Origin of the sequence: Mesorhizobium sp. ES1-6, from assembly GCF_020164775.1 — a bacterium.
Taxonomy (GTDB): Bacteria; Pseudomonadota; Alphaproteobacteria; order Rhizobiales; family Rhizobiaceae; genus Mesorhizobium.
Map to the genome: position 1 here is coordinate 528,221 of NZ_JAIUGU010000003.1, position 25,357 is coordinate 553,577.

Consider the following 25,357-nt stretch of genomic DNA (forward strand, 5'->3'; position numbering starts at 1 on the left):
GGCGGTGCCGGCTGAACTCACGTGATCGGGGTCACCGATCATTAGCCGCACAACAGATGAACCCACCGGAAAAGCCGGGACCGGCAAACCGCACGAATTGCGACCGCCTGGCCCAGATCGCTCTGGTCCGGAGTGGGATTTTCACCTTTCAGTGATTTGGGGCGTCTGCGCCATAAATCGACGTTGTGTCACCGGCATGTTTCGCTGATGTAACACAAAAAGTCGGAAGAATCAAGGTTTTGCTGCGTAAGCGGAGGTCATAACCAATCGCCGCCTGTCAAGGCGGTTAATCCGACTTGCCTGTTACGCTACGTCATACAAGCCTTTACAGCGGTGTTGTCAATCGCCTTCGCCGGGCTCGGCGGAGAAGTATTTCTCGAACTTGCCGGCCTCACCGTCGAAGCTCTTGGCGTCGGCCGGCGGCTCCTTCTTGGCGGTGATGTTGGGCCATTTGTCGGCATATTCGGTGTTGATCTGCAGCCATTTGTCGAGGCCCGACTCGGTGTCGGGCTTGATCGCGTCGGCCGGGCATTCCGGTTCGCAGACGCCGCAGTCGATGCACTCGTCGGGATGGATGACGAGCATGTTCTCGCCTTCGTAGAAACAGTCGACCGGACAGACCTCGATGCAGTCCATATATTTGCATTTGATGCAGTTGTCGGTCACGACATAGGTCATCGGGCGGCTCCGGGACGTCCAGTTTTTGCTGGCTTTTTCCGTGAGGTAACGCCTTTATCGGTCGCTTGCAAGGGTGGCCATTCCCAGCGACGCCAAGGTTTGGGAATGGAAATCCGCAAGGGCGCCGCCGCGAAGGCCTGGCATGCCTCGCGCACCGCCCGTTTGCCGGCGCCGGTTTTGTTTTTTGCCTGCGGTTGCCCTGCGGAGCACCGCGCGTCTGGTCGACGGGGGCTCAATCTTCGTCGAGCAACCGGTCGGTCTGGCGGCGCTCTTTTTTGGTCGGCCGGCCGCTGCCAGCCTCGCGCAGCGCCGGGATGGCATCGGGAAGGGCGTCGCCCTTGGGTGTGGGCGGCGGCGACATGTCTTCATAAAGGGTGCGGGCTTCCTCGGCCGGGCCGCGCCGCGCACCAGCGCCAAGCACCTTCCAGACGAAGATACGCCGGTCGAGCGTGATGGTCAGCACGTCGCCCGGCTTGACCAGATCGGAAGCCTGCGCTGCTTTGTCGCGATTGATGCGCACGCGGCCAGCGACCACCAATTTGGCCGCCAGCGAGCGCGATTTGACCGCACGCGAGAAGAACAGCCATTTGTCGATGCGCTGGCGGCCTTCAGCAACCATCGAAGTGCCGAGCCTACTTCTTTAGCTGGTCGCGCAAGGCGGCGAGCTTGGCGAAGGGGGAATCCGGGTCGAAGCGCACCGGGCGCTCCTCGCGTGGCTTGGCCTGGAATGCAGGCTTGCCGCCTTGCGGCCCGCCCTTGCCTTCCGGCCTGCCGCCCTTCCAGTCCGGCCGGCCTTCGCGCCTTTGTTCGCCTTCGGCGCCAGGCTTGGGCTTGAACTTCGAGCGGTCGAAGCGCGGCTTGCCGGCGCCGTCGCGGCGTCCTTCATGAGCGGGACGCTCTCCTGGCGTGACGGGCGCGGCGGCGGCATCGGCCGGCGCGTTGCCGCGGCCGCGCGCCTGGCCGTTGCGCTGGCGATTGTTACGGCCTTCGTGATGGCGGGGGCGCTGGTCGAAGCGCCCTTGCCGCCACAGCAGGATAGGCTTTGGCGCTTCGGCTTCGGCGGCCGGTTCAGCCGCGGCTTCCGCCACGGCAACGGGTTCGGCCGCCTCCGTCGAGGTGGAAGCGTCAGCGGCCGGCTCCGCCGGCGCTGCTTCGTCCGCGGGCGAGGCTTCAACCGCCGCAGCTTCAGGTTCGGCGGTTTCAGGTTCGGCTTGTGGTTCAACCTGTGCCGGCTCGGCGGCTTCAGCTACAGGCGTCTCCTCATCCGCAACCTCGGCGGTCGCTTCTGATTGCTCTTCCGCGACAGCCTCCGCCGGGGCGTCCGCAACGATTTCGGCTGGAACCTCGGATACGGTCTCCGCGTCCACATCGGGCGACGACTCCGAACCCTCGACGACGGCCGGCGCCGCCGCCTCTTCCGCTGCCTTGGCTTGTTCGGCTCGCGCGGCCTCTTCGGCCGCGAGCTTGGCCGCTGCGGCTTCCCGCGCGGCACTGTCCTGTGCTTCCAGCCGTGCCTTGACTTCCGCCGCCGGCTTCGGCTCGGCGCGATAGCCGAGCCCCTTGAGGATTTCTTCCATGTCGTCGGCGGTGGCGCCGAGGATCGACATCATCGGTGGCGTCACCATGAAGGCCTGGCCGTCATAGGCGCCGTCCGGGCGCTGGCCGAGGCCGGGCTTCCAGTTGGTCGCCGGGCGGATCAGGTCGGCCAGCCGCTCCAGAATGTCGATGCGCACGGCGCGGCGGCCGAGATTGCGGTATCCGGCCAGCTTGTAGAAGGCCTTGTCGAAGGCCGGATCGATGACAACCGAGGTGCGGCCCGATGCCAGCGCATGGACGACGTCGCCGAAGCCAGGCTTGTCCTTGCCGTCGTTCTTCAACGCCCACAGCAAGGTCACCAGTCCGGCCGGCGCGGGCTTGATCAGCGCCGGCACGAAGACGTGGTAGGCGCCGAAGCGTACGCCGAGCCGGCGCAGTGCGGCGCGGCCCTCCTGGTCGAGCGACTTCATCTCCTCGGCGATGTCGCGGCGGTTGATGAGGCCGAAATTCTCGACCAGCTGGAAGGCGATGCCGCGGCCGATGCCGGAAATCTGCTCGGCATTTTTCAGGTCGACCAGCGGCTTCAGCAGGGACTCGATCTGGAAATTGACAAAGCGCTCGGCACGCGCGGCGACCTTGTCGCGCGCCGGGCCGGTGAGCTGTTCGTCCGCCAGAAGCACCAGACGCGGCTTCAGCGCGTCCTCGCCCGAAACCAGCGTGCCGATCGGCGCGCCGATCCAGCGCAGCGTGCCGTCCGAACCGAGCGCGAGGTCGCCATTGGCGCAGGCGCCGAAGCGCTCCGCGCGGGCATCGAATTCGGCGGCCAGCGCCTTTTGCGCGGCCGTGCGCACCGCCTTGGCGTCTTCGCCGCCGGCGGTCTGGTCGGCGGTGAAGCGGAACCCTTGCAACTCGCCGACGTGATGGCCTTCGACAAGGACGGTTCCGGTAGGGCTGATTTCGGCTTCAGGCATGGTATTTTCTCTAAGGCGCCGCATGAGGACGGAAGTCCTGCGGTCTACGAAGCGTTTCGTCAACCGCTCATGCAGCGCATCCGACAATCTGTCTTCGATTTCGCGCGTCTTTTCCTGCCAGTGTGCCTGATCGGCCAGCCAGCCGGGCCGGTTCGACACGAATGTCCAGGTACGGATCTGGGCGATGCGGTGCGACAGCGTGTCGATGTCGCCCTCGGTGGTGTCGGCGCGGCGCACCTGCTCGGCCATGTAGTTTTCGTCGACATGGCCGTGGCGAGCGAGGTCCATGTAGATCGAGGCGATCAGGTCGGCATGCTGGGCGGGCGCGATCTTGCGGTAGTCGGGCAGCGCGCAGGCTTCCCAAAGCAGCGCCACGCGCTTGGCATTGGTCGCGAGCGCGCAGATGTCTTCGTCGCGGGAGAGATGTTCGAGCGCCTGCGCGTCGACGGCCGGCAGCGCGCGTGTCAGGCCCTCGACCGGGGCGTTGGTTTCGATCGAGCGCTTCAGCGCCTCAAGGCTGGCGAAATCGAATTGGGCGGTGCGCCACTGCAGCACCTTCACCGGGTCGAAATCATGGCTCTCGATCTTCTGGACCAGATTCTCGTCCAGCGGATCGACCTGACCGGTGACGCCGAAGGTGCCGTCGCGCAGATGCCGGCCGGCGCGGCCAGCGATCTGGCCAAGCTCGGCCGCGGTCAGATTGCGGTACTGGTAGCCGTCGAACTTGCGGTTCTGGGCAAAAGCGACATGGTCGAGATCGAGATTGAGGCCCATGCCGATGGCGTCGGTGGCAATGAGATAGTCGACGTCGCCGGACTGGAACAGCGCCACCTGGGCATTGCGGGTGCGCGGCGAGAGCGCTCCGAGCACGACGGCCGCACCGCCTTGCTGGCGGCGGATCAGTTCGGCGATGGCGTAGACTTCGTCGGCGGAGAAGGCGACGATCGCGGTGCGCCTGGGCAGGCGGGTCAGTTTCTTGGAGCCGGCATAGGCGAGATGCGACAGCCTTGGCCGCGTCACCACCGAGACGCCTTTCAGCAGCCGCTGGAGAATGCCATGCATGGTGGCGGCACCGAGCAGCAGCGTTTCCTGGCGGCCGCGCAGATGCAGGATGCGGTCTGTGAAGATATGGCCGCGCTCGAGGTCGCCGGCCAGTTGCACCTCGTCGATTGCCACGAAAGCAGCGTCGGTCTCGCGCGGCATGGCCTCGACGGTGCAGACCGAATATTTGGCGCCCGGCGGCTGGATCTTCTCCTCGCCGGTGATCAGCGCGACCTTGTGGGCGCCGACCTTTTCGCAGACGCGGCTGTAGACCTCCCGGGCCAGCAACCTCAGCGGCAGGCCGATGACGCCGGTTTCGTGCGCCACCATGCGCTCGATGGCGAGATGGGTCTTGCCGGTGTTGGTCGGGCCAAGCACGGCGGTCACGTCGCGGCCCGACAGGATCAGCGGCTCGGTGTGTTTCTGCTGGATGTTCATCGGCTCGGAAATAAGGCTTTCTGGCCTCTCGTTGTCGGGAGCGTGCCTGGACGGCGCGTATGACAGCCGACACATAGGGATTTCAGGCGCGAAGCGAAAGCGGAATGTTCCGTCCGGGTTCCGAAGGTGCCCGCGTCAGCCCGCAAATCAGCCCCTGCTTAACAGTTGGAACGAGTCTGGAACGAATCAGCGACGAATCGGTGACTCCGTCAGATTCGGCTTTTGTTCACGGCTAGATATGGATTTTGTGACCATGAGTCTCACCACATGCTGAATCACCGAACTGGCCCGTTTTATGCTAAGTGTATCCTGCCCTTAACTTTTGCCAGTAAACGATGCGCGAGGCATGACGCGACCCGCTCAACATTATGATATTGTTAATCTTTCTGAACTCGGTGTTAAGGAATTGCAGGCAATCGCGGCCATTAATGTTAACATTGCGCTCAAAGCCGGAACGAATCGGCGACAAAGCGGCGCCGGCGATATTTTCTTGGTTTGTTCCCTCAATATCTTGTGTTGTGAACAGCTTATCCACCGAGAATCCACAGACTTGGCCACAGGGTTTCGCACAGAGGCGCCACCCCCATTAACCCTTGCGTGCCGGATTGGGGCAGCCGGTGCCAGCGGGGCGCTGTAGCTCCAGAGCATCAATTGAAAAACGGATCGGTTTCCCGACCCGCCGGTCAAGGCCGCCGGCCGGTGGGCCAGTCGAAAATCAACGCCTAGACGAAATACTGGCCGCCATTGGCGGTGAGGGTCGAGCCGGTGATAAAGCCGGCATCCTCGGAAGCGAGGAAGACGACGCAGCGCGCGATCTCCTCCGGTTCACCGAGGCGGCCGACCGGGATTTGCGGGATGATGCGCTCGTTGAGCACCTTCTCGTCGATCGCCTTGACCATCTCGGTGGCGATGTAGCCGGGGCAGATGACGTTGACAGTGATGCCCGCGCGCGCGCCTTCCTGGGCGAGCGCCTTGGAGAAGCCGATGTCGCCGGCCTTTGCGGCGGAGTAATTGACCTGGCCCGCCTGGCCCTTCTGGCCATTAATCGAGGAGATGGTGATGACGCGGCCGAACTTGCGGTCGCGCATGCCGCCCCACAGCGGATGCGTCATGTTGAAAACACCGGACAGATTGGTATCGATCACCTCTTTCCACTGTTCTCGCGTCAGCTTGTGGAACATGGCGTCGCGGGTGATGCCGGCATTGTTGACCAGCACCGAGACCGGGCCGAGATCGGCCTCGACCTGCTTGATGCCGGCGGCGCAGGCGTCATAATCGGCGACGGACCATTTGTAGGCTGGAATGCCGGTCTCGGCCTTGAATTTCGCCGCAGCCTCGTCATTGCCGGCATAATTGGCGGCAACCGAGTAGCCGGCGTTCTTCAAAGCGATCGAGATGGCCGCGCCGATACCGCGCGATCCGCCCGTGACGATTGCAACCTTGGTCATATGTCCTCCCTTTGGTCGGAAGAGTGAGTAGGGAGTAGCCAATAGCGAGTAGGGATTTGATGTCCCGCCGCGCTGAAGCCATTCTTCCCTATTCGCTACTCCTATTCACTGCTCACTTTCTTCAGAGCGCTTCCACGCACATGGCGACGCCCATGCCGCCGCCGATGCAGAGCGTGGCGAGGCCCTTCTTGGCGCCGCGACGGCGCATTTCGTAGACCAGCGTGTTGAAGACGCGGGCGCCCGAGGCGCCGATCGGATGACCGATGGCGATGGCGCCGCCATTGACGTTGACGATCGAGGGATCCCAGCCCATGTCCTTGTTGACGGCGCAGGCCTGCGCCGCGAAAGCCTCGTTGGCCTCGACAAGATCGAGATCGCCGACGGACCAGCCTGCCTTTTCCAGAGCCTTGCGCGAGGCGGGGATGGGGCCGGTGCCCATGATAGCGGGATCGACGCCGGCGGTCGCCCAGGAGGCGATGCGCGCCAGCGGGGTGATGCCGCGCCTGGCGGCTTCGGCTTCGGTCATCAGCAGCGCGCCGGCCGCACCGTCATTGATGCCGGAGGCGTTGGCGGCGGTCACCGTGCCGTCCTTGTCGAAGGCCGGCTTCAGCTTGGTCATGGCGTCGATCGTCGCGCCATGGCGGATATATTCGTCCTGGTCGACAATGGTGTCGCCCTTCTTGCCCTTGATGGTGAAGGCGACGATCTCGTCCTTGAACTTGCCAGCCTTCTGCGCGGCTTCGGCCTTGTTCTGCGAGGCCAGCGCGAACTGGTCCTGGTCGTCGCGGGTGATCTGGAACTGGCGCGCCACGTTCTCGGCGGTGTTGCCCATGTGATAGCCATTGAAGGCGTCCCACAGCCCGTCCTTGATCATGGTGTCGATCATCTTGTAGTCGCCCATCTTGACGCCGGCGCGCAGGTGCTCGGCGTGCGGCGACAGCGACATCGATTCCTGGCCGCCAGCGATGATCACCTTGGCGTCGCCGGTGGCGATCTGCTGCATGCCGAGCGCGATGGCGCGCAGGCCCGAGCCGCACACCTGGTTGAGGCCCCAGGCGGTGGTTTCCTTGGGCAGGCCAGCAAGGATCGAGGCTTGGCGGGCCGGGTTCTGACCTTGCGCCGCGGTCAGCACCTGGCCGAGGATGACCTCGTCCACCTCGGCCGCCTCGACACCGGCACGCGCCAAAAGTTCCCTGACGACGACGGCGCCGAGTTCATGCGCGGGGGTGGCGGCGAAGGCGCCGTTGAAGGAGCCGACGGCCGTGCGCGCGGCGCTGGCAATGACGATGGAAGCGGACATTTTCTTCTCCAGACTTCAAGGTGTTGTTGTGCCGTTGGGGACTTTTCTTGCCGTTTCCCAACCCCAAGTCAAACCGGAAATCGGCATGGCGCCCATGCGCCGCAAGCAGGTCGCGTCTCGCCGCGCCGAGGGTACGGCCGCTGCTGCGCAGCATGTTTTGCCTGCTATGCAGCATTATATGATCCCGCAGTGCACAAACTGCTTGGAATTGTGAGGCTTTTGCGCATATCCTCAAAAAGGGCGCAATCGTTACCGGCTGCTTACGCAGGCTTGCCGGTGTCCGGGGAGGATGCAGATGGCCGCAAAAGACGACCCGATCATTATCAAGAAATACGCCAACCGCCGCCTCTATAACACGGGGACGAGCACCTATGTGACGCTCGAGGATCTGGCCGAGATGGTCAAGAAGGGCGAGGAATTCACCGTCCAGGATGCCAAGACCGGTGACGACATCACCCATCCGGTGCTGACCCAGATCATCTTCGAGCTGGAGAACAAGGACGGGCAGAACATGCTGCCGATCCCGTTCCTGCGTCAGCTGATCGCCTATTATGGCGACCAGATGCAGATGATCGTGCCGAGCTTCCTCGAACAGTCGATGTTGGCTTTCTCCAAGGAGCAGGAGCGCTTTCGCGAGCAGATGAAGGGCGCCATCGGCAAGTCGCCGCTCGACGTGATGAAGATGGCGACGCCGATGAAGGCGCTCGAAGAGCAGACCCGGCGCAACATGGAAATGTTCCAGAACGCGATGCGGCTGTTCACACCATTTCCGCCCGTTGGCCCGGCGCCGGCCGCTGCCCCGACCGAGCCAGCCAGGAAGGAAGCGCCTGAGAAGTCCGACGACCTTCAGGAGCTGAAAAGCCAGATCGCGGCCATGCAGCGCAAGCTCGACACGATGTCGTGAGCACATAGCGCTCACGCCGTTTACGGCAGCAATCCCTCATAGCGGCCGCGCGGCCGGATGATGCTGCCGCTCACGATCTGCTCAACCATATGCGCGGCCCAGCCGACACTGCGTCCAAGCGCGAACAGGTGGAACGGTGCATCGCGCGGCAGGCCAAGGCCGCGCGTCAGCACGGCCAGGGCAAAGTCGATATTCGCTGGCGCGCCGGTCGCGGCAATGGCGGCGGTTTCCAGCGACCGCAATGTCTCGTCGGTGTTGCCGATGGCCGCCAGAAGCGCCGTGGCCCGGGGATCGCCCTCGGGATAGAGCTGATGGCCGAAACCCGGCAGCGGCCGGTCGTGGCCGAGCCAGCGCCGGATCGCGGCATCGGCGCCATGCCGCGCCGCGTCTTCGGTCAACTGCATCACCGCTTCGCCGGCGCCGCCATGGCGTGGGCCGGATAGCGTCGGCAGGCCCGTCATCAGACAGGCGGCGGGCGAGGCGCCGGTCGAGGCGGCGACGCGGGCGGCGAAGGTCGAAGCGTTGAGTTCGTGATCGGCGAGCAGCACAAGGGCGCGCCGGATCGCGTCCGCGCCATCGTCGTCCACCGACCAGCCCCGTGCCAATCGCATATGCACCGGATCCGGCCCCGCCTCGGCGCCGAGGGCGCTGGCCAGGACGCCGATCGCATGCGCGGCATCAGCGCACAGCGAGGCGGCACTCCGTCCCAGGGAAGGCCGCGACTGGCCGGCAAGCAGAGCGAGTTGCGCAAAGGCCTGGGCGCGGCCGGGCGGGCGGGGCGCATCTGTTGGTGGCGCTTCGAAACGAACGGGTTGAGGCATGGCCCAAAGCACGCCAGCGGTTTCTTCCAGCGTGGCATGGTCGGACAGCGCTGCGGCGTCCCGGCCCCGATAGATGAGGCGGCCGTGCCAGACGGTCGAAATCGCCGTGACGATCGAGGGCTCGCCCCAGGCGATCGCGCTTTCGGCGATGGCCGAGGGGCTGCGTCCGCGCGCCCTTCGCGTTGCCAGCGCGACGATGTCGTCGGCGCGGTATTGGCTGCGGCGCGGATCGTCGCGGTCCGGGCGCATGCCGATGCGGCCACGGCTGACATAGGCGTAGAGTGTCTGCGGCCTCACGCGAAGCCTTTCCAGTGCCTCCTCCCGCGACAACCATTCCGACATTTTCGGCCCTGATATTGATTCTGTTGATCAAGATTGATGGATATGGCGCTCACCCTTATCTCCCATCGGGAAAAGCTTCAAGGAGACAAGGCTATGGCGAATGGGCTCGATGATGTGGTGGCGGCGGAAACCTCGCTGTCGGATGTGGACGGACTTGGCGGTCGTCTGACGATCTGCGGTCATGCGCTCGCGCAATTGGCTGGACGATGGAGCTTCGTCCAGGTCGTGCGCCTGCTGCTGGACGGATTCTTCGAAAATCTGCCCGATGACGCCGAACTGGCGGCAAGACTGGGTGAGGCACGCGTCGATGTCTTCGACCGGGTCGTGCCAGCGCTGCCCTTGCTGGCCCCGCTTGAGGTCTACAGCGCCATGCGCGCCGGCATGGCGCTGCTGCCGGATGGCGAGACGCTGACGGACGCCTTGCGGCTGATCGCGGCGCCTGTGGTGCTGACGCCGGCGCTGCTGCGCCTGCGGCGCGGCGAGCAGCCGGTCGCGCCATACGGCAAGGCCGACCATGCCGCCGACATGCTGCGCATGCTCAACGACGAGTCTGTTTCGCCCGAGCTGGCCAAGCCCCTCGACACCTATCTGGTGACCGTCTGCGACCACGGCCTCAATGCCTCCACCTTCGCCACTCGCGTGGTTGCCTCGACGCAGGCCGGGCTGACGTCGTCGGTGCTGGCGGGCCTCGGTGCCCTCAAGGGACCGCTGCATGGCGGCGCGCCCGGGCCGGTCATCGAGATGCTCGACGCCATCGCCGCGCATGGCGACGCGGCCGGCTGGCTGCGTAACGAGATCGCGCAAGGCCGGCGCATCATGGGCTTCGGCCATCGCATCTACCGCGTGCGGGATCCGCGCGCCGATGTGCTGAAAGCGGTGGTGCGCAAGCTTGGCGGCGACGGCGAGACCGGCCGCCGGCTGGCCTTCGCCGAAACCATCGAGCAGACGGCGCTCGAGGTGCTTCGGATCGCCAAGCCGCAGCGCTCGCTGCAGACCAATGTCGAGTTCTACACCGCGCTCGTCCTGGAAGCATCGGGCTTTCCGCCGGGCGCGTTCAGCAATGTCTTTGCCGCCGGGCGCGTCGCCGGCTGGGTTGCGCATGCCCGCGAACAGCAGACCACCGGACGGCTGATCCGTCCGCAGTCACGGTATGTCGGGCCGGTGCCGGACCTCGTCGCCTAAGCCCTGTCCGCCAAGGTTCATGCCTGTTCGAAAGCTATAGCCTCTCCGCCTTGCAGCGGAGGGGCTTTTCGCATGACCGAAATTTCATGTGATCACGCGACCGTGTTCGTGTTCTTGCCCAGGCAGGCCGGCGCATCGGGATGACAGGAACGCCATGACGAAGAACGGCAAGGCGGAGGAAAAGAAGAAAATCAACATCGCGCTCCAGGGCGGCGGCTCGCACGGCGCTTTCTCTTGGGGCGTGCTCGACCGGCTGCTCGAGGACGGCAGGCTGGATATATCGGCCGTTTCCGGCACCAGCGCCGGCGCCATGAACGCGGTCGCATTGGCCGATGGTTTCGTGCGCGGCGGGGTCGAGGGCGCGCGGAAAAAGCTCGACGATTTCTGGCACGCGGTGGCGGCCAAGGGCCGGTTCAGCCCGGTGCAGCGCATGCCGTGGGACGTTGCCTGGGGCAACTGGTCGATCGAGAACACGCCGGGCTATGTCTTCTTCGACACCATGTCGCGGGTGTTCTCGCCCTATGTCGCCAACCCGCTCGGCCTCAATCCGCTGCGCGACGTGGTCGCCCAAGAGATCGATTTCAAGAATGTCCGCGCCTGCAAGTCGATGGAATTGTTTATTTCCGCCACCAATGTCGAGACGGGGCAGTTGCGGGTCTTTTCCGATGGCGAGATCGACCTCGACACAGTGATGGCGTCGGCCTGCCTGCCGCAACTGTTCCGCGCCGTCGAGATCAAGGGCGTGCCCTACTGGGATGGCGGCTATGGCGGCAATCCGGCGCTCTATCCGTTCTTCAAGACGGCGGCGACCGAGGACGTGCTCCTGGTGCAGATCAATCCGGTGGTGCGCGAGGGGACACCAAGAAGCGCCAACGAGATCCAGAACCGCATCGACGAGATCACCTTCAATGCCGGGTTGCTGCGCGAGTTCCGCTCGATCGCCTTCGTCAAGGAACTGATCGCCGCCGGCCGCCTGCCGCATGGCGAATACCGCGACATCCGCATGCATCGCATTGATGCCGACGAGGCGTTCAAGGATCTGTCGGCATCCTCGAAGGTCAACGCAGAATGGGCGTTCCTGACCTATCTGCGCGACCTCGGCCGCACCGCAGCCAGCGACTGGCTTGAAGAGAATTACGACGCCGTCGGCAAGCGCGCTACGCTGGATCTTTCCGGCGAACTCGATGACGGTTTCAAGCCGGTGCGTGGTCCCGCACCCGGCCGCCGGGTGAAGGAATTCCTCGCCGTGCGCAAGAACCCGGAGGCAGAGCGCCGTCGGGCCTGAGCCCGTCGGCATCGTTTGCCTGCACGCATTGCAAGGGCCGCGGAGGAGAAAGCTTGTTGGCCTGACAGCAACCCTGGCGTGCGTGCGAGTCCACATCATGCTGACGCCTGCTGCCACCGACGGTTTGAGCGGCGCGGGTCCGTGGCGGGGTCGCGAACAAAAGGCGCAACGGTCGACAAGGAATCGTCAATGGGGTGAGATACAAGCGCTGTCGTCGCTTCGGACCCGATCTCGCGCATGTCAAGATATACCGATCCGGGTTTCGTAGCGTCGACGCATTGGCGTTTTCAGCATCTGTCTGGACTTCGGCGGACTGGGGTCGGGCGGACGCGATCTGAAGGAATTGTGTAGCCATTTCTAAAGCAATTTCAGTTATTTGGCCGCGCTACGGCAATCGAACCCTTGCCAACCGAACGGATAAGGATCGTTGGCTTCATACCGGCGCTTCCAATCAGAGACGCGATTTGCATGGCGGCTGTATTTCGGGACCTGCGGACGGACCCATGGCCGGCCGGACCGGCCGCCCGTGGTCGGCGTTTCAAGGGCGGATCGGCAACCGGGGGCAGGCATCGGCAGAGTAACAGGGCAAGTCACGAGAACCGTTTCATCGCGGTCACACCTTGTCCGGCTACGCAATGCTGCTGCAACTTTCGGACTATATTGCGGTGCAACTTTGATGTAGAAGCGCGCTCGCCGATCACGGCAATTTGAACACAGTCAGGCGCGCACCCATATCGGCGACGCGCCCGCGCTACGCACGGCGCGGTGCTGGCCGAACCCGCAACGGAAAAACGACGATGCCTAAAATCAGGTTTCACAAGCTTGCAGCCATTGTTGTGCTCATCGGTTTCGCGGCCTGGATGGCGACAGGCGAGTTCTCGTCGGTCGGCAGCGTAGCGGCCAACAAGGCCAAGGCAGCCGAGGTCGAGCAGGGCAAGGCGCCGGACGCGAGCAAGCCGAAGACGGCGGAAGCCGAACCCAAGGCCCCGTTGCGCACCGTCGCGGTGGTGACACCGCCGCGCAAGACCTATGCGCGCGCCATCCGCATTTCGGGGCTGACCGAGGCCGATAAGCGCGCGGTGCTGGCAACCCGCGTCGCCGGCATCATCGAAAAGCTGCCGGTCAAGCAAGGCGATCACGTCAAGACCGGCGACCTGGTGCTGATGCTGGCGGCGGAAGAAAAGATCTCGATGCGCGACAATGCCAAGCAACTCGTCGCGCAGCGGCAGGCCGAACTGGACGCCTCGCTGCGGCTGATGAGGACCGGTAATTTGCCCAAGCTGCAGCTCGACACCGCCCGCTCCAATCTGACCCTGGCGCAATCGCAGCTGGATACCGCGCAGGCCGAGCTCGACCGCAACGAAGTGAAGGCGCCGTTCGACGGCGTCATCGACCGGGTGCCGGTGGAACTAGGCAGCTCCGTCATGCAGGGCGGCGAGGTGGCTACCATCCTCAAGCTCGACCCGGTGATCGCGCGCGGCGAGATCAGCGAGCGCGACCTCGGCTATCTAAAGATCGGCGACAAGGCCAACGTCCGGCTGGTCAGCGGCCAGACCGTCGAAGGCACCGTGCGCTATATCAGCCGCGACGCTTCGTCGGCGACCCGCACCTTCCGCGTCGAGATCGCCATCCCCAATGCCGATGGCTCGGTGCCGGCCGGTATGACGGCGGAAATCCAGCTCAGCGCCTTGCCGACCGACGCGGTGCTTTTGCCGCGCTCGGTGGTGACGCTGGGCGACAAGGGGGATCTCGGCATCCGCTCCGTCGGCAAGGACAACAAGGTGGCGTTCTTCCCGATCGACCTGGTCGACGACACGCCGACCGGTCTCGTGCTTGGCGGCATCCCGGCCGATGCGCGCATCATCGTCGCCGGCCAGGAACTGGTGAAGGAAGGCGACGAGGTCAACCCGGTCGAGGCCGACCAGGCGACCATCAACAAGCTGATCGGTGAAGCCACTGCCGGGACGCAGTAGCGCAGGGCGCCGGCGCCGGGCTTGCCCGGCGACAGCATGTCCGTTCGCCACTCCCGAAGCCAACAGCAGGCATAAGTCATGGATATCGTCAGACTCGCAATCAACAATGCCCGCCTGACCATCTCGGTCCTGGTTTTCCTGCTGATCGCCGGCTGGATAGCCTATCAGTCGACGCCGAAGGAAGCGGAACCGGACGTTCCGATTCCGATGATGTATGTCAGCCTGATCTATCAAGGCATTTCGCCTGAAGATTCCGAGCGCCTTCTGCTGCGGCCGATGGAAAGCAAGCTGAAGAGCCTGAAGGGCCTCAAGGAGATGCGCTCGGCCGCGTTCCAGGGCGGCGGCTATGTCCTGGTCGAGTTCCAGCCGCAGACGAACCTGGCGACGGCGCTGCAGGATACGCGCTCCAAGGTGCAGGACGGCAAGGCCGACCTGCCGCAGGCGGCCGAGGAGCCTGTCGTCACCGAGGTCAACATCTCGGAATTCCCGGTGCTCGTCGTCACGCTATCGGGCGAATTGCCCGAGCGCGTCTTGACGGCAGCGGCGCGTGAACTGCGCGATCGCATCGAGGAAGTGCCTGGCGTTCTCGAAGGCTCGTTGCAGGGCTCGCGCGACGATCTCGTCGAAGTCGTCATCGATCCAATGAAACTGTCTTCCTACGGCCTGCAACTCGACCAGCTGATCGGCGCGGTCGGCGCCTCCAACAGCCTGGTCGCGGCTGGCAACATCGAGGGCTCGGAAGGCAAATATGCCGTCAAGGTGCCGTCCTTGATCGAGACGCCCGAGGATGTCGCTGCACTTCCCGTGGTCGCCGGGCCCAATGCGGTGGTTCAGGCCAAGGACATCGCGACCATCCGCTCGACCTTTGCCGACGCCACGACGATCACGCGCCTCAACGGCAAGCCGGCCATCGCCATCGAAGTCAAGAAGCGCATCGGCGCCAATCTGATCGACACACTGACCAAGGTCAGGGAGGTCTCCGACGCCTTCGTCAAAACCATGCCCGAAGGCATGCACGTCACCTACACGCAGGACAAGTCGGTCTTCGTCAACCAGCTGCTCGGCGACCTGCAGAACCACGTGATGATCGCCGTGATCCTGGTGTTCATCGTCATCCTCTACGCGCTCTCCGGCCGTGCCTCGTTGCTGATTGGGCTGGCCATTCCGTCGTCCTTCCTGATCGGTATCCTGCTGCTTGCGATGATGGGCTACACGATCAACATGATCGTGCTGTTCAGCCTCATCCTGGCGGTCGGCATGCTGGTCGACGACGCCATCATCGTCACCGAATTCGCCGAACGACGCATGAGCGAGGGCATGCCGAAGCAGGAGGCCTTCGCGCTGGCCGCCAAGCGCATGGCCGGCCCTGTCATCGCCGCGACGATGACGCGTATCGCCGCCTTCTCGCCGCTCTTGTTCTGGCCCGGCATCATCGGCGATTTCATGAAATACATGCCGATCACGCTGATCGTGACGCTGTCGGCCTCGATGCTCTATGCGCTGGTGTTCGCGCCGACCCTGGGCGCCATCTTCGCCAAGGCGCCGGACCATCACGAAGACGACAACCGCGATGGCTGGTACATGGCCGTCGTCAAGCAAGCGGTGCGCTTTCCCATCACGGTCCTGGTGCTGACCGTCGTCCTGCTGGCGGGCATCTTCGTTGGCTATTCGAAATATGGCGCGGGCGTCGAGTTCTTCCCGAGTGTCGAACCGGATTACGGCCTGCTCTACGTGCATGCCCGCGGCAACCTTTCGCTGGCCGAAATGGATACGGCGACCAAGATCGCCGAAAACAGATTGCTCGGCTGGCCCGGCGTGAAATCGGTCTACACCCGAGTCGGCAAGACGCAGGGCGGCGGCCAGGATGTGCCCGAGGACGTGGTCGGCGTCATCCAGTACGAATTCATCGATTGGCGCGAACGCAAATCCGCCAACCAGATCCTGAGCGATCTGCGCGGTGTCATGGCCGGCATTCCCGGCGTCGACGTCGAGGTGCGCGTGCCGGAAGCCGGCCCGCCGACCGGCAAGCCGATCCAGATCAGGCTTTCGGCCGTCGATCCCGCCGGCCTCGACGACAAGGCGCGCGCCGTGGCTGCGCGTATCGCCAAGGTGCCTGGCGTCATAGATATCTCCGATGGGCTGCCGCCGCCTGGCGTCGACTGGGCGCTCGAGGTCGACCGCGCCAAGGCCGCCCAATACGGCATCAGCCCGACTTCGGTCGGCACAGTGGTGCAGCTGGTGACGAACGGGCTGAAGCTCTCCGAATACCGGCCCGCCGGCGCCGACGATGCCGTCGACATCCGCCTGCGTCTGCCGGAAGACCGACGCACGCTGTCGACGCTGGACGAGCTCAGGGTGCAGACCTCGCAAGGGTCGGTTCCGATCTCGAACTTCGTCGTGCGCAAGCCCGAGCCGACGGTCGGCATCCTCAACCGCATCGACGGCGCCCGCACCGTGGTGGTGCAGGCCAACGTCACGGCCGGCAGCCAAGTCGCCGTCGTACAGCAGGAGGTCACCCAGGCCGTCACCGACATGAATCTGGGCAGCGGCATACGCTGGAAGCTGGCCGGCTCGAACGAGGACAGCGCGGAAGCCAGCGCCTTCCTCAGCAAGGCCTTCGGCGCGGCGATCTTCCTGATCTTCCTGGTGCTGCTCGCGCAGTTCAACAAGTTCACCAGCGTCTGGCTGGTGCTGTCCTGCGTCGTCATGGCGACGATCGGCGTGTTCCTCGGACTGCTGATTACAGGCGAGACCTTCGGCATCGTCATGTCGGGCATCGGCGTCATCGCGCTCGCCGGCGTGGTGGTCAACAACAACATCGTGCTGATCGACACCTATGACCGGCTGCGCGAGGAAGGCTGGGACAAGATGGAGGCGGTGCTGCAGACCTGCCGCGAGCGCGCGCGCCCTGTCGTGCTGACCGCAGTGTCGGCCATTCTTGGTGTGCTGCCGATCGCCTTCGGCCTTGGCCTGGAAATCTTCCATCACGAGACGACGATCAACGCGCCGTCGACGCAATGGTGGATTTCGCTGTCTTCGGCGATCGTCTTCGGCCTGTCCTTCGCCACCATTCTGACGCTGGTTGTGACCCCGTCGATGCTGATGGTGTTCACCCGCGCCAAGGTCAAGCCGGGCGCCAAACGCGGCTGGTTCAGCCGGCTGTTTCGGCGCGGCAAGGGCGAGATCTCGTCCCATGAGCCTCTGGCGGATGTCGGCGCCGAGCCGGCAGTCAGCTTCCCGAAGGCCGCGGAATAGAGCGTTTCGCAAGCCAAGCAACAAAGGCCGTCCGGGAACAACCGGGCGGCCTTTTGCATTGTTCCCTCCAATGCAACCAGACGGCGAGGGCTTAAAATGACGATCAGCACACTTCTCGTTATCATCCTGATCCTGATCCTGATCGGCGCTGTGCCGGCATGGCCGCATTCGCGCTCCTGGGGCTACGGCCCTTCGGGCATTGTCGGCGTCATCCTGGTCGTGGTGCTGATCCTGCTGGTGATGGGAAGGATCTGATCGGCAACGATTCAGGGCCGGGCCTTTACCGAGCCCGGCCGTTCTCACGCCAGCAAGTTCAGTGATCAGGCGGCTTGGCGCCGGGAGGGTGCGACGGCGATACCAATATCCTGCAAGGCTTTGTTCACCGCCTGGTCGAGAGGCGTGTGGGGAATCTCGCCGATGATGCTTTCCAGACGCGTCGAGGCCAGCCGATGCGGCTCGAAACGCAGGTAGGACATCGAGACGATCTCGCGCCACATCGCCACGAACGGGCTGCCGACGCGCAGCACCCACCAAGCCATCGCGGTCATCTTCAACTGATGGCCGACGGCCTTCTCGGCGGCGGCCTTGATCTCGAGATCGGTGACGGCGTGACTTGGGAAGTTCAGCGCCTCATAGAAACCGAGCTTGTCGAGATTGCGGGCAAGCGCGACGAAGCCGGCGGCGAAGTCCGGCAGATAGGCCCATTCATGTACCAGGTCAGCGGGACCGGGTGCTGTGTAGATGCCCTTGTTGATCTTGGCGGCGACGATCAGGTCGAACCACGATCCGCTGCCGGTGCCGCCGAAGAAGTCGCCGGCGCGCAGGAGAATGGTGCGCACCCTGCCCGCCTCGGCCTCGCGGCGGAACAGATCCTCCATGGCACAGCGAATGCGGCCTTTTTCGGTGGTCGGATGGAACGGCGTATCTTCCGATAACACCACCGGCATCGGCGAGCCGTAATTGTAGACCGTGCCGGGGAAGAGGTGTAGCGCACCGTTGGCATGGCAGGCGGCCATGACGTTTTCGGCCATCGGCAGGCATTTGCCCCAGTCGGTGTAGATCGGGTTCAAGCCGTTGAAGATGATGTCGACACCTTGCGTGGCGAGGATCAGCGACTGGCGGTCCAGCGCATCGCCGGCAAATGCGGTGGCGCCTTTGAGCTCAGCTGGTACCTTGCCGTTGCGGGTGACGGCGCGCACATCGTAGCCGGCGTCTATGAAGGCCTTGGCGACTGTGCGGCCCAGCCGGCCATTGGCGCCGAGAATTGCGATTTTGGTCATTTCTGGTCTCCTTGCTTGCCTTGAAGTGCGGGGTTTGCCTTGAAGTGCTGAGGTTGAGTTGAAGCGACGGGACAAGCCCGCCGCTTTCCGGATCCTCCGGCATCGCCGTTCAGCGGCTGCCGAAGAGGTCGCGGTTGCTGCCCTGCACGACAGGCTTCTGATTGGTCGCCTCGGATTTGCGGATCGAATTGGTGACCGTGTTGTCGGTGCTGGCGACGGCCGGCTGGCTCGCATTGTCCGAGCCAAACTTGTCGCTGCCGGCAAAAGCGGTGCTGGCGGCGATGAGGAGGGCGGCGGCGGTGAGTGCGATCTTGGTCATTTGAGTTTCTCCTGGTTGGTTGGATGGATGGTTGTTGCAGTCCTTATCGGTGTCTGCAGGGTGAATATCGCCGTTTCATCGATGAATTAAAATTGACTACGAATGCAGTCTTGATATTCATTATTGAATGGACGACATCGACTGGGACCTGATCAAGAGCTTCGTCGCCGTGGCGGAAACCGGCAGCCTGTCGGCTGCGGCGCGAAAGCTGTCGGCAAGCCAGCCGACGCTCGGCCGTCACATCGGGGAGTTGGAACAGGTGCTCGGCGTCACGCTTTTCCGGCGTGGGCGAAGCGGCTATGCGCTGACGGAAGCGGGAGCCACGCTGTTCGAACGCGGCAAGGCGGTCAGCGAACAGGCGAGTGCCTTTTCACGGCTCGCGCTGGGCTCGGTCGAGGCGATCGAGGGCACGGTGCGTATTGCCGCAAGCGAAGTGGTGGCGGCCTATGTGCTGCCCGACATGATGGCAAGGCTGGGCATCGAGGAACCCGGCATCGAGGTCGAGATCGTTGCCTCGAACCAGGTCGAGAACCTGCTGCGCCGGGATGCCGACATCGCCATTCGCATGGTCAAGCCGGCGCAGAACGAACTGGTGGCGCGCAAGGTGTGCGATATCGCGCTCTGTGCCTGTGCGGCGACCTCCTATCTCGACAGGCGCGGCCGCCCGGCGGAGCCGGCCGATCTTGTCAATCACGCCCTGATAGGCTTCGATCGCAGCGACGAGATGATCCGAGCCTTTTCCCAGTATGGCGCCTCGGTCAACCGAAACAGTTTTCGTTTCCGGGCCGACAACCAGATCGTTCTATGGGAAGCGGTGCGGGCGGGAAACGGCATTGGTCTTGGCCAGGATCCGCTGGCGGACCGCGATCCGCTGGTGGAGAAGGTTTTGCCCGGGCTGCCATTGCCCACCCTCCCGGTATGGCTGGCCATGCATCGCGACGTGCGCACCAGCGTGCGCATCCGCCGCGTGGCGGACTTTCTGCACGAGGACTTGAAACGCTATTCGGCAGGCGCCGGCTCGGCCGCAAACTCGGCGCGGTGAGCCAATCCGGCCATCAGAAGCACGACGATCAGCAGAGCCGACATGGCGATGAAGATCGGGCCGAAGCTGAAATGTTCGGCGACGAAGCCGATCGCCGACGGCGCCACCAGAATGCCGGAATAGCCCATGGTGGTTACGACGCTCATGCCGGTACCCGACGACATGCCTTCCTGGTTGCCGCCGGCCGAAAAGATGATCGGCACCATGTTGGCGATGCCGAACCCGCAAAGCGCGAAGGCCGCGATGGCCAGCCAGGGCGAGGGTGACAGGCCGGCGATCAGCATGCCGGCGGCCGCGACGATGGCCGAGCCGCGCAGCGTCGTCACCGCGCCGAAGCGGTTGCGGACGCCATCGCCAAAGAAGCGCATGATCGCCATGACGCCGGAGAAGGCCGCATAGGCAAGACCGGCAACGGCAAGGTCGGCGCCGAGTTCTTGCCGCAGATACAGCGCCGCCCAGTCAAGCACCGCGCCCTCGGAAATCATCGTCAGCAGGGCCATCAGGCCGATCAGGTAGACCAATGGGTTTGCCGGCAACGTAAATTTATGATGCTCGGCCACCTGCGGCCTGTTTTCGGCCACGATATGGGGCACCGCCGCCGCGATGGCCGCGAAGGCAAGCACGGTCACCACCGCGGCATGGGCGAGATGGCCATAGGTCTGGATGGCAAAGCCGCCAAGGGCGCCGCCGGCAAAGCCGCCAAGGCTCCAGAAGCCGTGCGAGGACGACATGATGGCGCGCCCCAGCCGCCGTTCCACGACCACCGCGTTGGCGTTCATGGCGACATCCATGCCGCCGATCGAGCCGCCGAAGATGAACATGGCGACGGCCGCCAGCGGCACATCGGGCGCCAGCGCCACGACCAGCAGGCCGAGGCTGCCGCACAGGGCGAACCAGCGCAGGACGGTGCGCGAGCCATGTCTGGAGATGAGGTGACCGCACCATGTCATGGCGGTGACCGCGCCGGCGCCGAACAAAAGGATCAGCAGGCCGAGGGTGAATTTCGAAATATCGAGCCGGGTCAGGAACACCGGGATCTGCGGCGCCCAACTGCCGGTCAGGAAACCGTTGGCGAGGAAAATGGCCGCCACCGCCCATCGCCCGCGAATGGCCGTCTGCATGGCGTTGGAAGCATTCATGGGTCGATTCCGGTCAGAAAATGGCTCTGCGCGGCAAATTAGATCGATTCAATTTCCAGTCAAGCGCTGTTGTGGGAAAGCATTTGGGCCAAACGGACTTAGTGATCCCTAGGCCGCCGTGCTTCGAACTCGGCCTTCTTGGCGTCGGAAGCCTCTGTCTGGTTGAGCGCCTGCCACTCGGCATAAGGCATGCCGTAGACGATCTCGCGCGACTGATCCTTGCCGAGATCGACGCCCTCGGCATTGGCCGCCTCTCGATACCAGTTCGACAGGCAGTTGCGGCAGAAGCCGGCAAGGTTCATCAGGTCGATGTTCTGGACGTCGCTGCGTTCGCGCAGATGGCTCACCAGCCGGCGAAAGGCGCCGGCCTCGAAGTCGCGCTTCTGCTCGTCGCTGAGTTGGGTCATCGAAACCTCCGTCATAACGGCCCGGTGCGCGAGCCGAACATCTTTACCGCATGTATATCGGCACGGCGATCGATCGCGTCAACGATCGGGGCCAGCCGCCCGGCCCAGGCGAGAATGCCCTTCTGGTCCGCTATCAGGTCCTGGCGGATTTCGATCAGCGCGTGGGCATAGCCATTGACGATGGCATGCTTGAACATGGTGTCGCCGCGCAGCGCGCCGTCATAGGGCTCGTTGTCGCCAACGACGAGGTTGGCATCGGCGGCGAGCATGTCGATCAGTGGCCGCGCCACGCGGTCGTCCCTGTCCCAGAGGATGCCGACATGCCAGGGCCGCTGCCTGCCCTGCATGGCCGGGGTGAAGGAATGCACCGAGAAGATGAAGGGCGCTTGCCCCGAAGCCTGCGCCACCGACGCGATCATGGCGCCGACGGCGTCGTGATAGGGGCGGTAGAAGCGATCGAGCCGCCTTTCGCGCTCCTCCGGCGCCAGGGGATAATTGCCCGGAATGATGGTGCCGTCGTAGAGCTGGCGAATAAGGGTCGGATCGTCCTCGCCCCGGTTGGGATCGATCAGCAGCCGCGAGAAATTGGCGAGCACCGCCGGCGCGTCCAGCAAGGCCGCCAGTTCGCGCGTCACCGCTTCGACGCCGATGTCATAGGCGATATGGCGATCGAACTCGGCCGCAGGCAAGCCCAGGCTGCCATACTCCTCCGGCAGGTCGCGGCGGGCATGATCGGCCAGAAGGACGACGCCCCGCTTGCGGTCGCCCTCGACAATATCGAAGGGCGCGAAAACTGTGGATCGGGTCATTGGCGGGAAATGGTCGTTCGCTGGCCTTCGGGGAGGATGCTATCGTCATTCCACGAAGACGACGTGTGCGCAATGCCGTTGTTTGGCCAAGGTTTCCCGGGAAATCTGGCAAGGGCGACGGATCGTGCGCCGGGAGCCTTCCTAAATCGATTGGAATTGGTCAAAACGGCGCGTTGACATGCGCCCGGACTTTTCCGAAAAGGGGCGCAGAGAGATGCTGATGTGGTTCTTCAGGGGTTTTGGGATGGGTTCCGTCGGCGGGCAGCGCGCGCGCCTTGCCTTTGCCATGCCGCTCCTGACGCTCGGCGTGAGCCTGTCCGCGATGGTGGCGGCCTCACCGGCGCGCGCCGATTTCCGCGTCTGCAACGCCACGCAAAACCTGGTCGGCGTCGGCATCGGCTACCGCGCCAAGGCCGGCTGGATCACCGAGGGCTGGTGGCACATCGAAGGATCGAGCTGCAAGACGTTGATCGAAGGGCCGCTGTCATCAAGGTTTTACTATCTTTATGCAGAAGACGCCGAGCGCGGTGGACGCTGGGACGGCCCGATCAACATGTGCGTGGCTGAAAAAGAGTTCAAGATTGCCGGCGTAAACGACTGCGTCGCCCGGGGCTTCCAGCGCGCCGGATTCCAAGAATATGACACGGGCGAGCAGGCAAGCTGGATGGTCCAGCTGACCGACGAGCCCGCAACGGGAGGCGCCCCAGCCGCCCCGGGAACGAATAGTCAATGAGACGTAGCCGCAAGGTCAAGATCCTAGCCACAATCGGTCCGGCCTCCTCGTCCGAGGAGATGCTGCAGAAGCTGTTCGAAGCGGGCGCCGATGTGTTCCGCATCAATATGAGCCATACCGATCATGAACTGATGCGCACGCTGGTCGGCCGTATCCGATCCGTCGAGGAAAAGGTCGGCCGGCCGATCGGCATCCTGGCCGACCTGCAAGGCCCGAAGCTGCGTGTCGGCAAGTTCGCCAATGGCAAGGAAGTGTTGACGCCGGGCCAGACGTTCACGCTCGACGACAATCCCGAACCCGGCACGTCGACCAGGGTCTATCTGCCGCATCCCGAAATCCTGAGCTCGGTCGAAACAGGCCATCGCCTCCTCATCGACGATGGCAAGCTCGAGCTGAAGGCGGTGAAGAGCGACGGCAAGTCGATCGTCTGCACCGTCATTGCCGGCACCACCATTTCCGACAAGAAGGGCGTCAGCCTGCCCGACACCGACCTGCCGGTCGGCGCGCTGACCGAGAAGGACCGCAAGGACCTCGACGCGGTGCTGGCGACGGGCGTTGACTGGGTCGCGCTATCCTTCGTGCAGCGGCCGGAAGATCTGGCCGAGGCGCGCAAGATCGCCCGTGGCCGGGCGCTGATCATGGCCAAGATCGAAAAGCCGCAGGCTGTGGCCCGGCTGGCCGAGATCATCGAACTGTCCGACGCGCTGATGGTCGCCCGCGGCGATCTCGGTGTCGAAATGCCGCTCGAAGCCGTGCCCGGCATCCAGAAGCAGATCACGCGCGCCGCGCGCCGCGCCGGCAAGCCGGTGGTGGTCGCCACGCAGATGCTGGAATCGATGATCACCGCCGCGGTGCCGACCCGCGCCGAGGTCTCCGACGTTTCGATCGCCGTCTTCGAGGGCGCGGACGCCATCATGCTGTCCGCGGAATCGGCAGCAGGCGCCTATCCGGTCGAAGCCGTGGCGATGATGAACCGTATCGCCGCCAAGGTCGAAACCGATCCCACCTATGCCGGCATCATCAACGCGCAACGCTCCGAGCCGGAAGCAACGGGCGCCGACGCCATTTCGCTGGCCGCCCGCGAGATCGCCGAGACGCTAAAACTGTCGGCGATCATCACCTACACGGCATCAGGGACGACAGGCCTGCGCGCCGCGCGCGAGCGACCGCAAGTGCCGATCATCGCGCTGTCGCCGATCCTCAACACGGCGCGGCGGCTGTCACTTTTGTGGGGCACGCACTGTGTCGTCTCGCCCGATGCCACCGATCTCGACGACATGGTCAACCGCGCCTGCCGCATTGCGCTCGAAGAAGAATTCGGCAAGCCCGGCGATCGCGTCATCATCACCGCCGGTGTGCCGCTCAGGACGCCAGGATCGACCAACATGCTGCGCATCGCCTATGTGGGGTCGGAAACAGCCGGCCGGTAAGCCTTTCCCGAGGGAACACCGCGCGAACCGATGTCACCTTTGGGCGACATGCATTGGCGCAGAGCCCACTGTGGCCACAGTGCAACAAAAGTCTGGACAATCATCGCCGCCCTTGTCTCGACACAGGGCTGCCGCGATCCATTCTACAAGACACGGTGAGGCGGCGCTGACAGCCGCTCACCCGCCTGAATTTCCTTCGCTTGAAAGTATATTGAATGTCATTTGCCGTTTCACGCCGGTCCCTGCTGACCGGGCTTTCGCTTATTGGCGTTTCGACCATCTCCGCCTGTGCCCAACTGCCAAGGCAGTCGATCAGCTTGGCGAGCACGCCTGCCCCGGTTCCGCTCGAACCGAAACCGGAAAAGGCGACCATCGACGCCGCCGCGCCTGAAACCGTAAGCCCGGCGTCGCCCGATTATGCCGGCATGTACAGCGCGGTCGAAGACGGCGGCCATGCGCTGCCGGCAATCCCGTTCGCCAAGGTCGACGGGCGGTTCCTGCGGCAGATCGTCGACGATCCGACAGGCGAAAAACCCGGCACGATCGTGGTCAATACGACCGACAAGCACCTTTACTGGGTGCTCGAGGGCGGCAAGGCCATGCGCTACGGCGTCGGACTGGGACGCCAGGGCTATTCCTGGAAGGGCCGCGCGATCGTCCAGTGGAAACGCAAATGGCCGACCTGGACGCCGCCTTCGGCGATGATCCGCCGGGATCCGAAGCTGGAAAAATGGCGCCAGGGCATGCGGCCCGGCATCAGCAACCCGCTCGGGTCGCGTGCGCTCTACATCTTCAAAGACGGCGTCGATACGCTTTACCGGATCCATGGATCGCCGGACTGGAAGTCGATCGGCAAATCCGCGTCATCCGGCTGCGTGCGCATGTTCAATCAGGACGTCATGGACCTCTACGCTCGGGTTCCCGGCAAGACGCCGCTGCTGGTTATCTAGACTAGAGCAATTCCAGGAAAAGTGCGCAGCGGTTTTCCGTCCGGAATTGCGTAAAAACAGAGAGTTAGAGCGGG

The 25,357-nt window shown here is 64.1% G+C and carries 23 protein-coding genes; 11 read left to right on the forward strand and 12 right to left on the reverse strand.

Annotated features, from left to right (window positions below):
• Nucleotides 1-339: 339 nt before the first annotated feature.
• The 6 genes from fdxA to LB564_RS11430 form a co-directional block, all read right to left on the reverse strand.
• Nucleotides 340-678, reverse strand: coding sequence for a ferredoxin FdxA (gene fdxA, locus LB564_RS11405; RefSeq protein ID WP_015315302.1), 339 nt, complete (start codon nt 676-678; stop codon nt 340-342).
• Nucleotides 679-910: 232 nt separating this feature from the next.
• Nucleotides 911-1,297 (reverse strand): RNA-binding S4 domain-containing protein, encoded by a 387-nt coding sequence (locus LB564_RS11410; protein ID WP_140702310.1) that lies wholly within the window; start codon nt 1,295-1,297, stop codon nt 911-913.
• A 13-nt stretch (nt 1,298-1,310) separates the two neighbouring features.
• Nucleotides 1,311-4,664: a helicase-related protein gene (locus LB564_RS11415; RefSeq protein ID WP_224537594.1), complete on the reverse strand. Its 3,354-nt coding sequence runs from the start codon at nt 4,662-4,664 to the stop codon at nt 1,311-1,313.
• A gap of 298 nt (nt 4,665-4,962) precedes the next feature.
• Nucleotides 4,963-5,199, reverse strand: a complete 237-nt coding sequence (locus LB564_RS11420; RefSeq protein WP_224537596.1) for a hypothetical protein — start codon at nt 5,197-5,199, stop codon at nt 4,963-4,965.
• 187 nt (nt 5,200-5,386) lie between these two features.
• Nucleotides 5,387-6,112, reverse strand: a complete 726-nt coding sequence (gene phbB, locus LB564_RS11425) for an acetoacetyl-CoA reductase (protein ID WP_140702307.1) — start codon at nt 6,110-6,112, stop codon at nt 5,387-5,389.
• A 121-nt stretch (nt 6,113-6,233) separates the two neighbouring features.
• A complete protein-coding gene (locus LB564_RS11430) occupies nt 6,234-7,412 on the reverse strand; it encodes an acetyl-CoA C-acetyltransferase (protein ID WP_224537598.1) in 1,179 nt (392 codons plus the stop codon).
• Here LB564_RS11430 and LB564_RS11435 point away from each other — a divergent pair.
• Together LB564_RS11435 and phaR are read left to right on the forward strand one after the other, a co-directional pair.
• Entirely contained in the window at nt 7,393-7,626 is a 234-nt protein-coding gene (locus LB564_RS11435) for a hypothetical protein (RefSeq protein ID WP_140702304.1), read from the forward strand. The two genes, LB564_RS11430 and LB564_RS11435, sit on opposite strands and share 20 nt — an antisense overlap.
• An 81-nt stretch (nt 7,627-7,707) precedes the next feature.
• Nucleotides 7,708-8,316 carry a polyhydroxyalkanoate synthesis repressor PhaR gene (gene phaR / locus LB564_RS11440; RefSeq protein WP_224537600.1) on the forward strand — a complete coding sequence of 203 codons (609 nt, stop codon included), beginning with the start codon at nt 7,708-7,710 and terminating at the stop codon, nt 8,314-8,316.
• A gap of 20 nt (nt 8,317-8,336) precedes the next feature.
• Here the strand turns inward: phaR and LB564_RS11445 are convergent, their stop codons facing one another.
• The gene (locus LB564_RS11445; RefSeq protein WP_224537603.1) at nt 8,337-9,479 is read right to left on the reverse strand and encodes a citrate synthase; all 1,143 of its coding nucleotides are present in this window, start codon (nt 9,477-9,479) and stop codon (nt 8,337-8,339) included.
• Between the two features lie 93 nt (nt 9,480-9,572).
• On the opposite strand from LB564_RS11445, the gene LB564_RS11450 reads away from it, so the two are divergent.
• The 5 genes from LB564_RS11450 (at nt 9,573) to LB564_RS11470 (ending at nt 17,429) form a co-directional block, all read left to right on the forward strand.
• A complete protein-coding gene (locus tag LB564_RS11450) occupies nt 9,573-10,661 on the forward strand; it encodes a citrate synthase/methylcitrate synthase (RefSeq protein WP_224537605.1) in 1,089 nt (362 codons plus the stop codon).
• A gap of 154 nt (nt 10,662-10,815) precedes the next feature.
• Nucleotides 10,816-11,946 carry a patatin-like phospholipase family protein gene (locus LB564_RS11455; RefSeq protein WP_224537608.1) on the forward strand — a complete coding sequence of 377 codons (1,131 nt, stop codon included), beginning with the start codon at nt 10,816-10,818 and terminating at the stop codon, nt 11,944-11,946.
• A 797-nt stretch (nt 11,947-12,743) separates the two neighbouring features.
• A complete protein-coding gene (locus LB564_RS11460; protein ID WP_140702296.1) occupies nt 12,744-13,919 on the forward strand; it encodes an efflux RND transporter periplasmic adaptor subunit in 1,176 nt (391 codons plus the stop codon).
• A 78-nt stretch (nt 13,920-13,997) separates the two neighbouring features.
• Nucleotides 13,998-17,174 carry an efflux RND transporter permease subunit gene (locus LB564_RS11465; RefSeq protein ID WP_224537610.1) on the forward strand — a complete coding sequence of 1,059 codons (3,177 nt, stop codon included), beginning with the start codon at nt 13,998-14,000 and terminating at the stop codon, nt 17,172-17,174.
• 96 nt (nt 17,175-17,270) lie between these two features.
• Nucleotides 17,271-17,429, forward strand: a complete 159-nt coding sequence (locus LB564_RS11470) for a DUF3309 family protein (protein WP_140702293.1) — start codon at nt 17,271-17,273, stop codon at nt 17,427-17,429.
• Between the two features lie 65 nt (nt 17,430-17,494).
• On the opposite strand, the gene LB564_RS11475 is transcribed toward LB564_RS11470, so the two are convergent.
• Together LB564_RS11475 and LB564_RS11480 are read right to left on the reverse strand one after the other, a co-directional pair.
• Entirely contained in the window at nt 17,495-18,454 is a 960-nt protein-coding gene (locus LB564_RS11475) for an SDR family oxidoreductase (protein ID WP_224537611.1), read from the reverse strand.
• 109 nt (nt 18,455-18,563) lie between these two features.
• Nucleotides 18,564-18,773: a DUF680 domain-containing protein gene (locus LB564_RS11480; protein ID WP_140702289.1), complete on the reverse strand. Its 210-nt coding sequence runs from the start codon at nt 18,771-18,773 to the stop codon at nt 18,564-18,566.
• Nucleotides 18,774-18,900: 127 nt separating this feature from the next.
• Here LB564_RS11480 and LB564_RS11485 point away from each other — a divergent pair, with 127 nt between their 5' ends.
• Nucleotides 18,901-19,815 carry a LysR family transcriptional regulator gene (locus tag LB564_RS11485; RefSeq protein ID WP_224537614.1) on the forward strand — a complete coding sequence of 305 codons (915 nt, stop codon included), beginning with the start codon at nt 18,901-18,903 and terminating at the stop codon, nt 19,813-19,815.
• Here the strand turns inward: LB564_RS11485 and LB564_RS11490 are convergent.
• The 3 genes from LB564_RS11490 to LB564_RS11500 form a co-directional block, all read right to left on the reverse strand.
• Nucleotides 19,773-20,954 carry an MFS transporter gene (locus LB564_RS11490; protein ID WP_224537616.1) on the reverse strand — a complete coding sequence of 394 codons (1,182 nt, stop codon included), beginning with the start codon at nt 20,952-20,954 and terminating at the stop codon, nt 19,773-19,775. The genes LB564_RS11485 and LB564_RS11490 overlap by 43 nt on opposite strands.
• Before the next feature lie 98 nt (nt 20,955-21,052).
• Nucleotides 21,053-21,361, reverse strand: coding sequence for a DUF1244 domain-containing protein (locus tag LB564_RS11495; protein ID WP_224537620.1), 309 nt, complete (start codon nt 21,359-21,361; stop codon nt 21,053-21,055).
• Nucleotides 21,362-21,372: 11 nt separating this feature from the next.
• Nucleotides 21,373-22,170 carry an N-formylglutamate amidohydrolase gene (locus LB564_RS11500; protein WP_140702281.1) on the reverse strand — a complete coding sequence of 266 codons (798 nt, stop codon included), beginning with the start codon at nt 22,168-22,170 and terminating at the stop codon, nt 21,373-21,375.
• Nucleotides 22,171-22,456: 286 nt separating this feature from the next.
• On the opposite strand from LB564_RS11500, the gene LB564_RS11505 reads away from it, so the two are divergent.
• The 3 genes from LB564_RS11505 (at nt 22,457) to LB564_RS11515 (ending at nt 25,283) form a co-directional block, all read left to right on the forward strand.
• Nucleotides 22,457-22,903: a DUF1036 domain-containing protein gene (locus LB564_RS11505; protein ID WP_224537823.1), complete on the forward strand. Its 447-nt coding sequence runs from the start codon at nt 22,457-22,459 to the stop codon at nt 22,901-22,903.
• Nucleotides 22,900-24,333, forward strand: a complete 1,434-nt coding sequence (gene pyk, locus LB564_RS11510; RefSeq protein ID WP_224537623.1) for a pyruvate kinase — start codon at nt 22,900-22,902, stop codon at nt 24,331-24,333. The genes LB564_RS11505 and pyk overlap by 4 nt, the downstream gene beginning before the upstream one ends.
• 215 nt (nt 24,334-24,548) lie before the next feature.
• A complete protein-coding gene (locus LB564_RS11515; RefSeq protein ID WP_224537625.1) occupies nt 24,549-25,283 on the forward strand; it encodes a L,D-transpeptidase in 735 nt (244 codons plus the stop codon).
• Nucleotides 25,284-25,357: the final 74 nt, after the last annotated feature.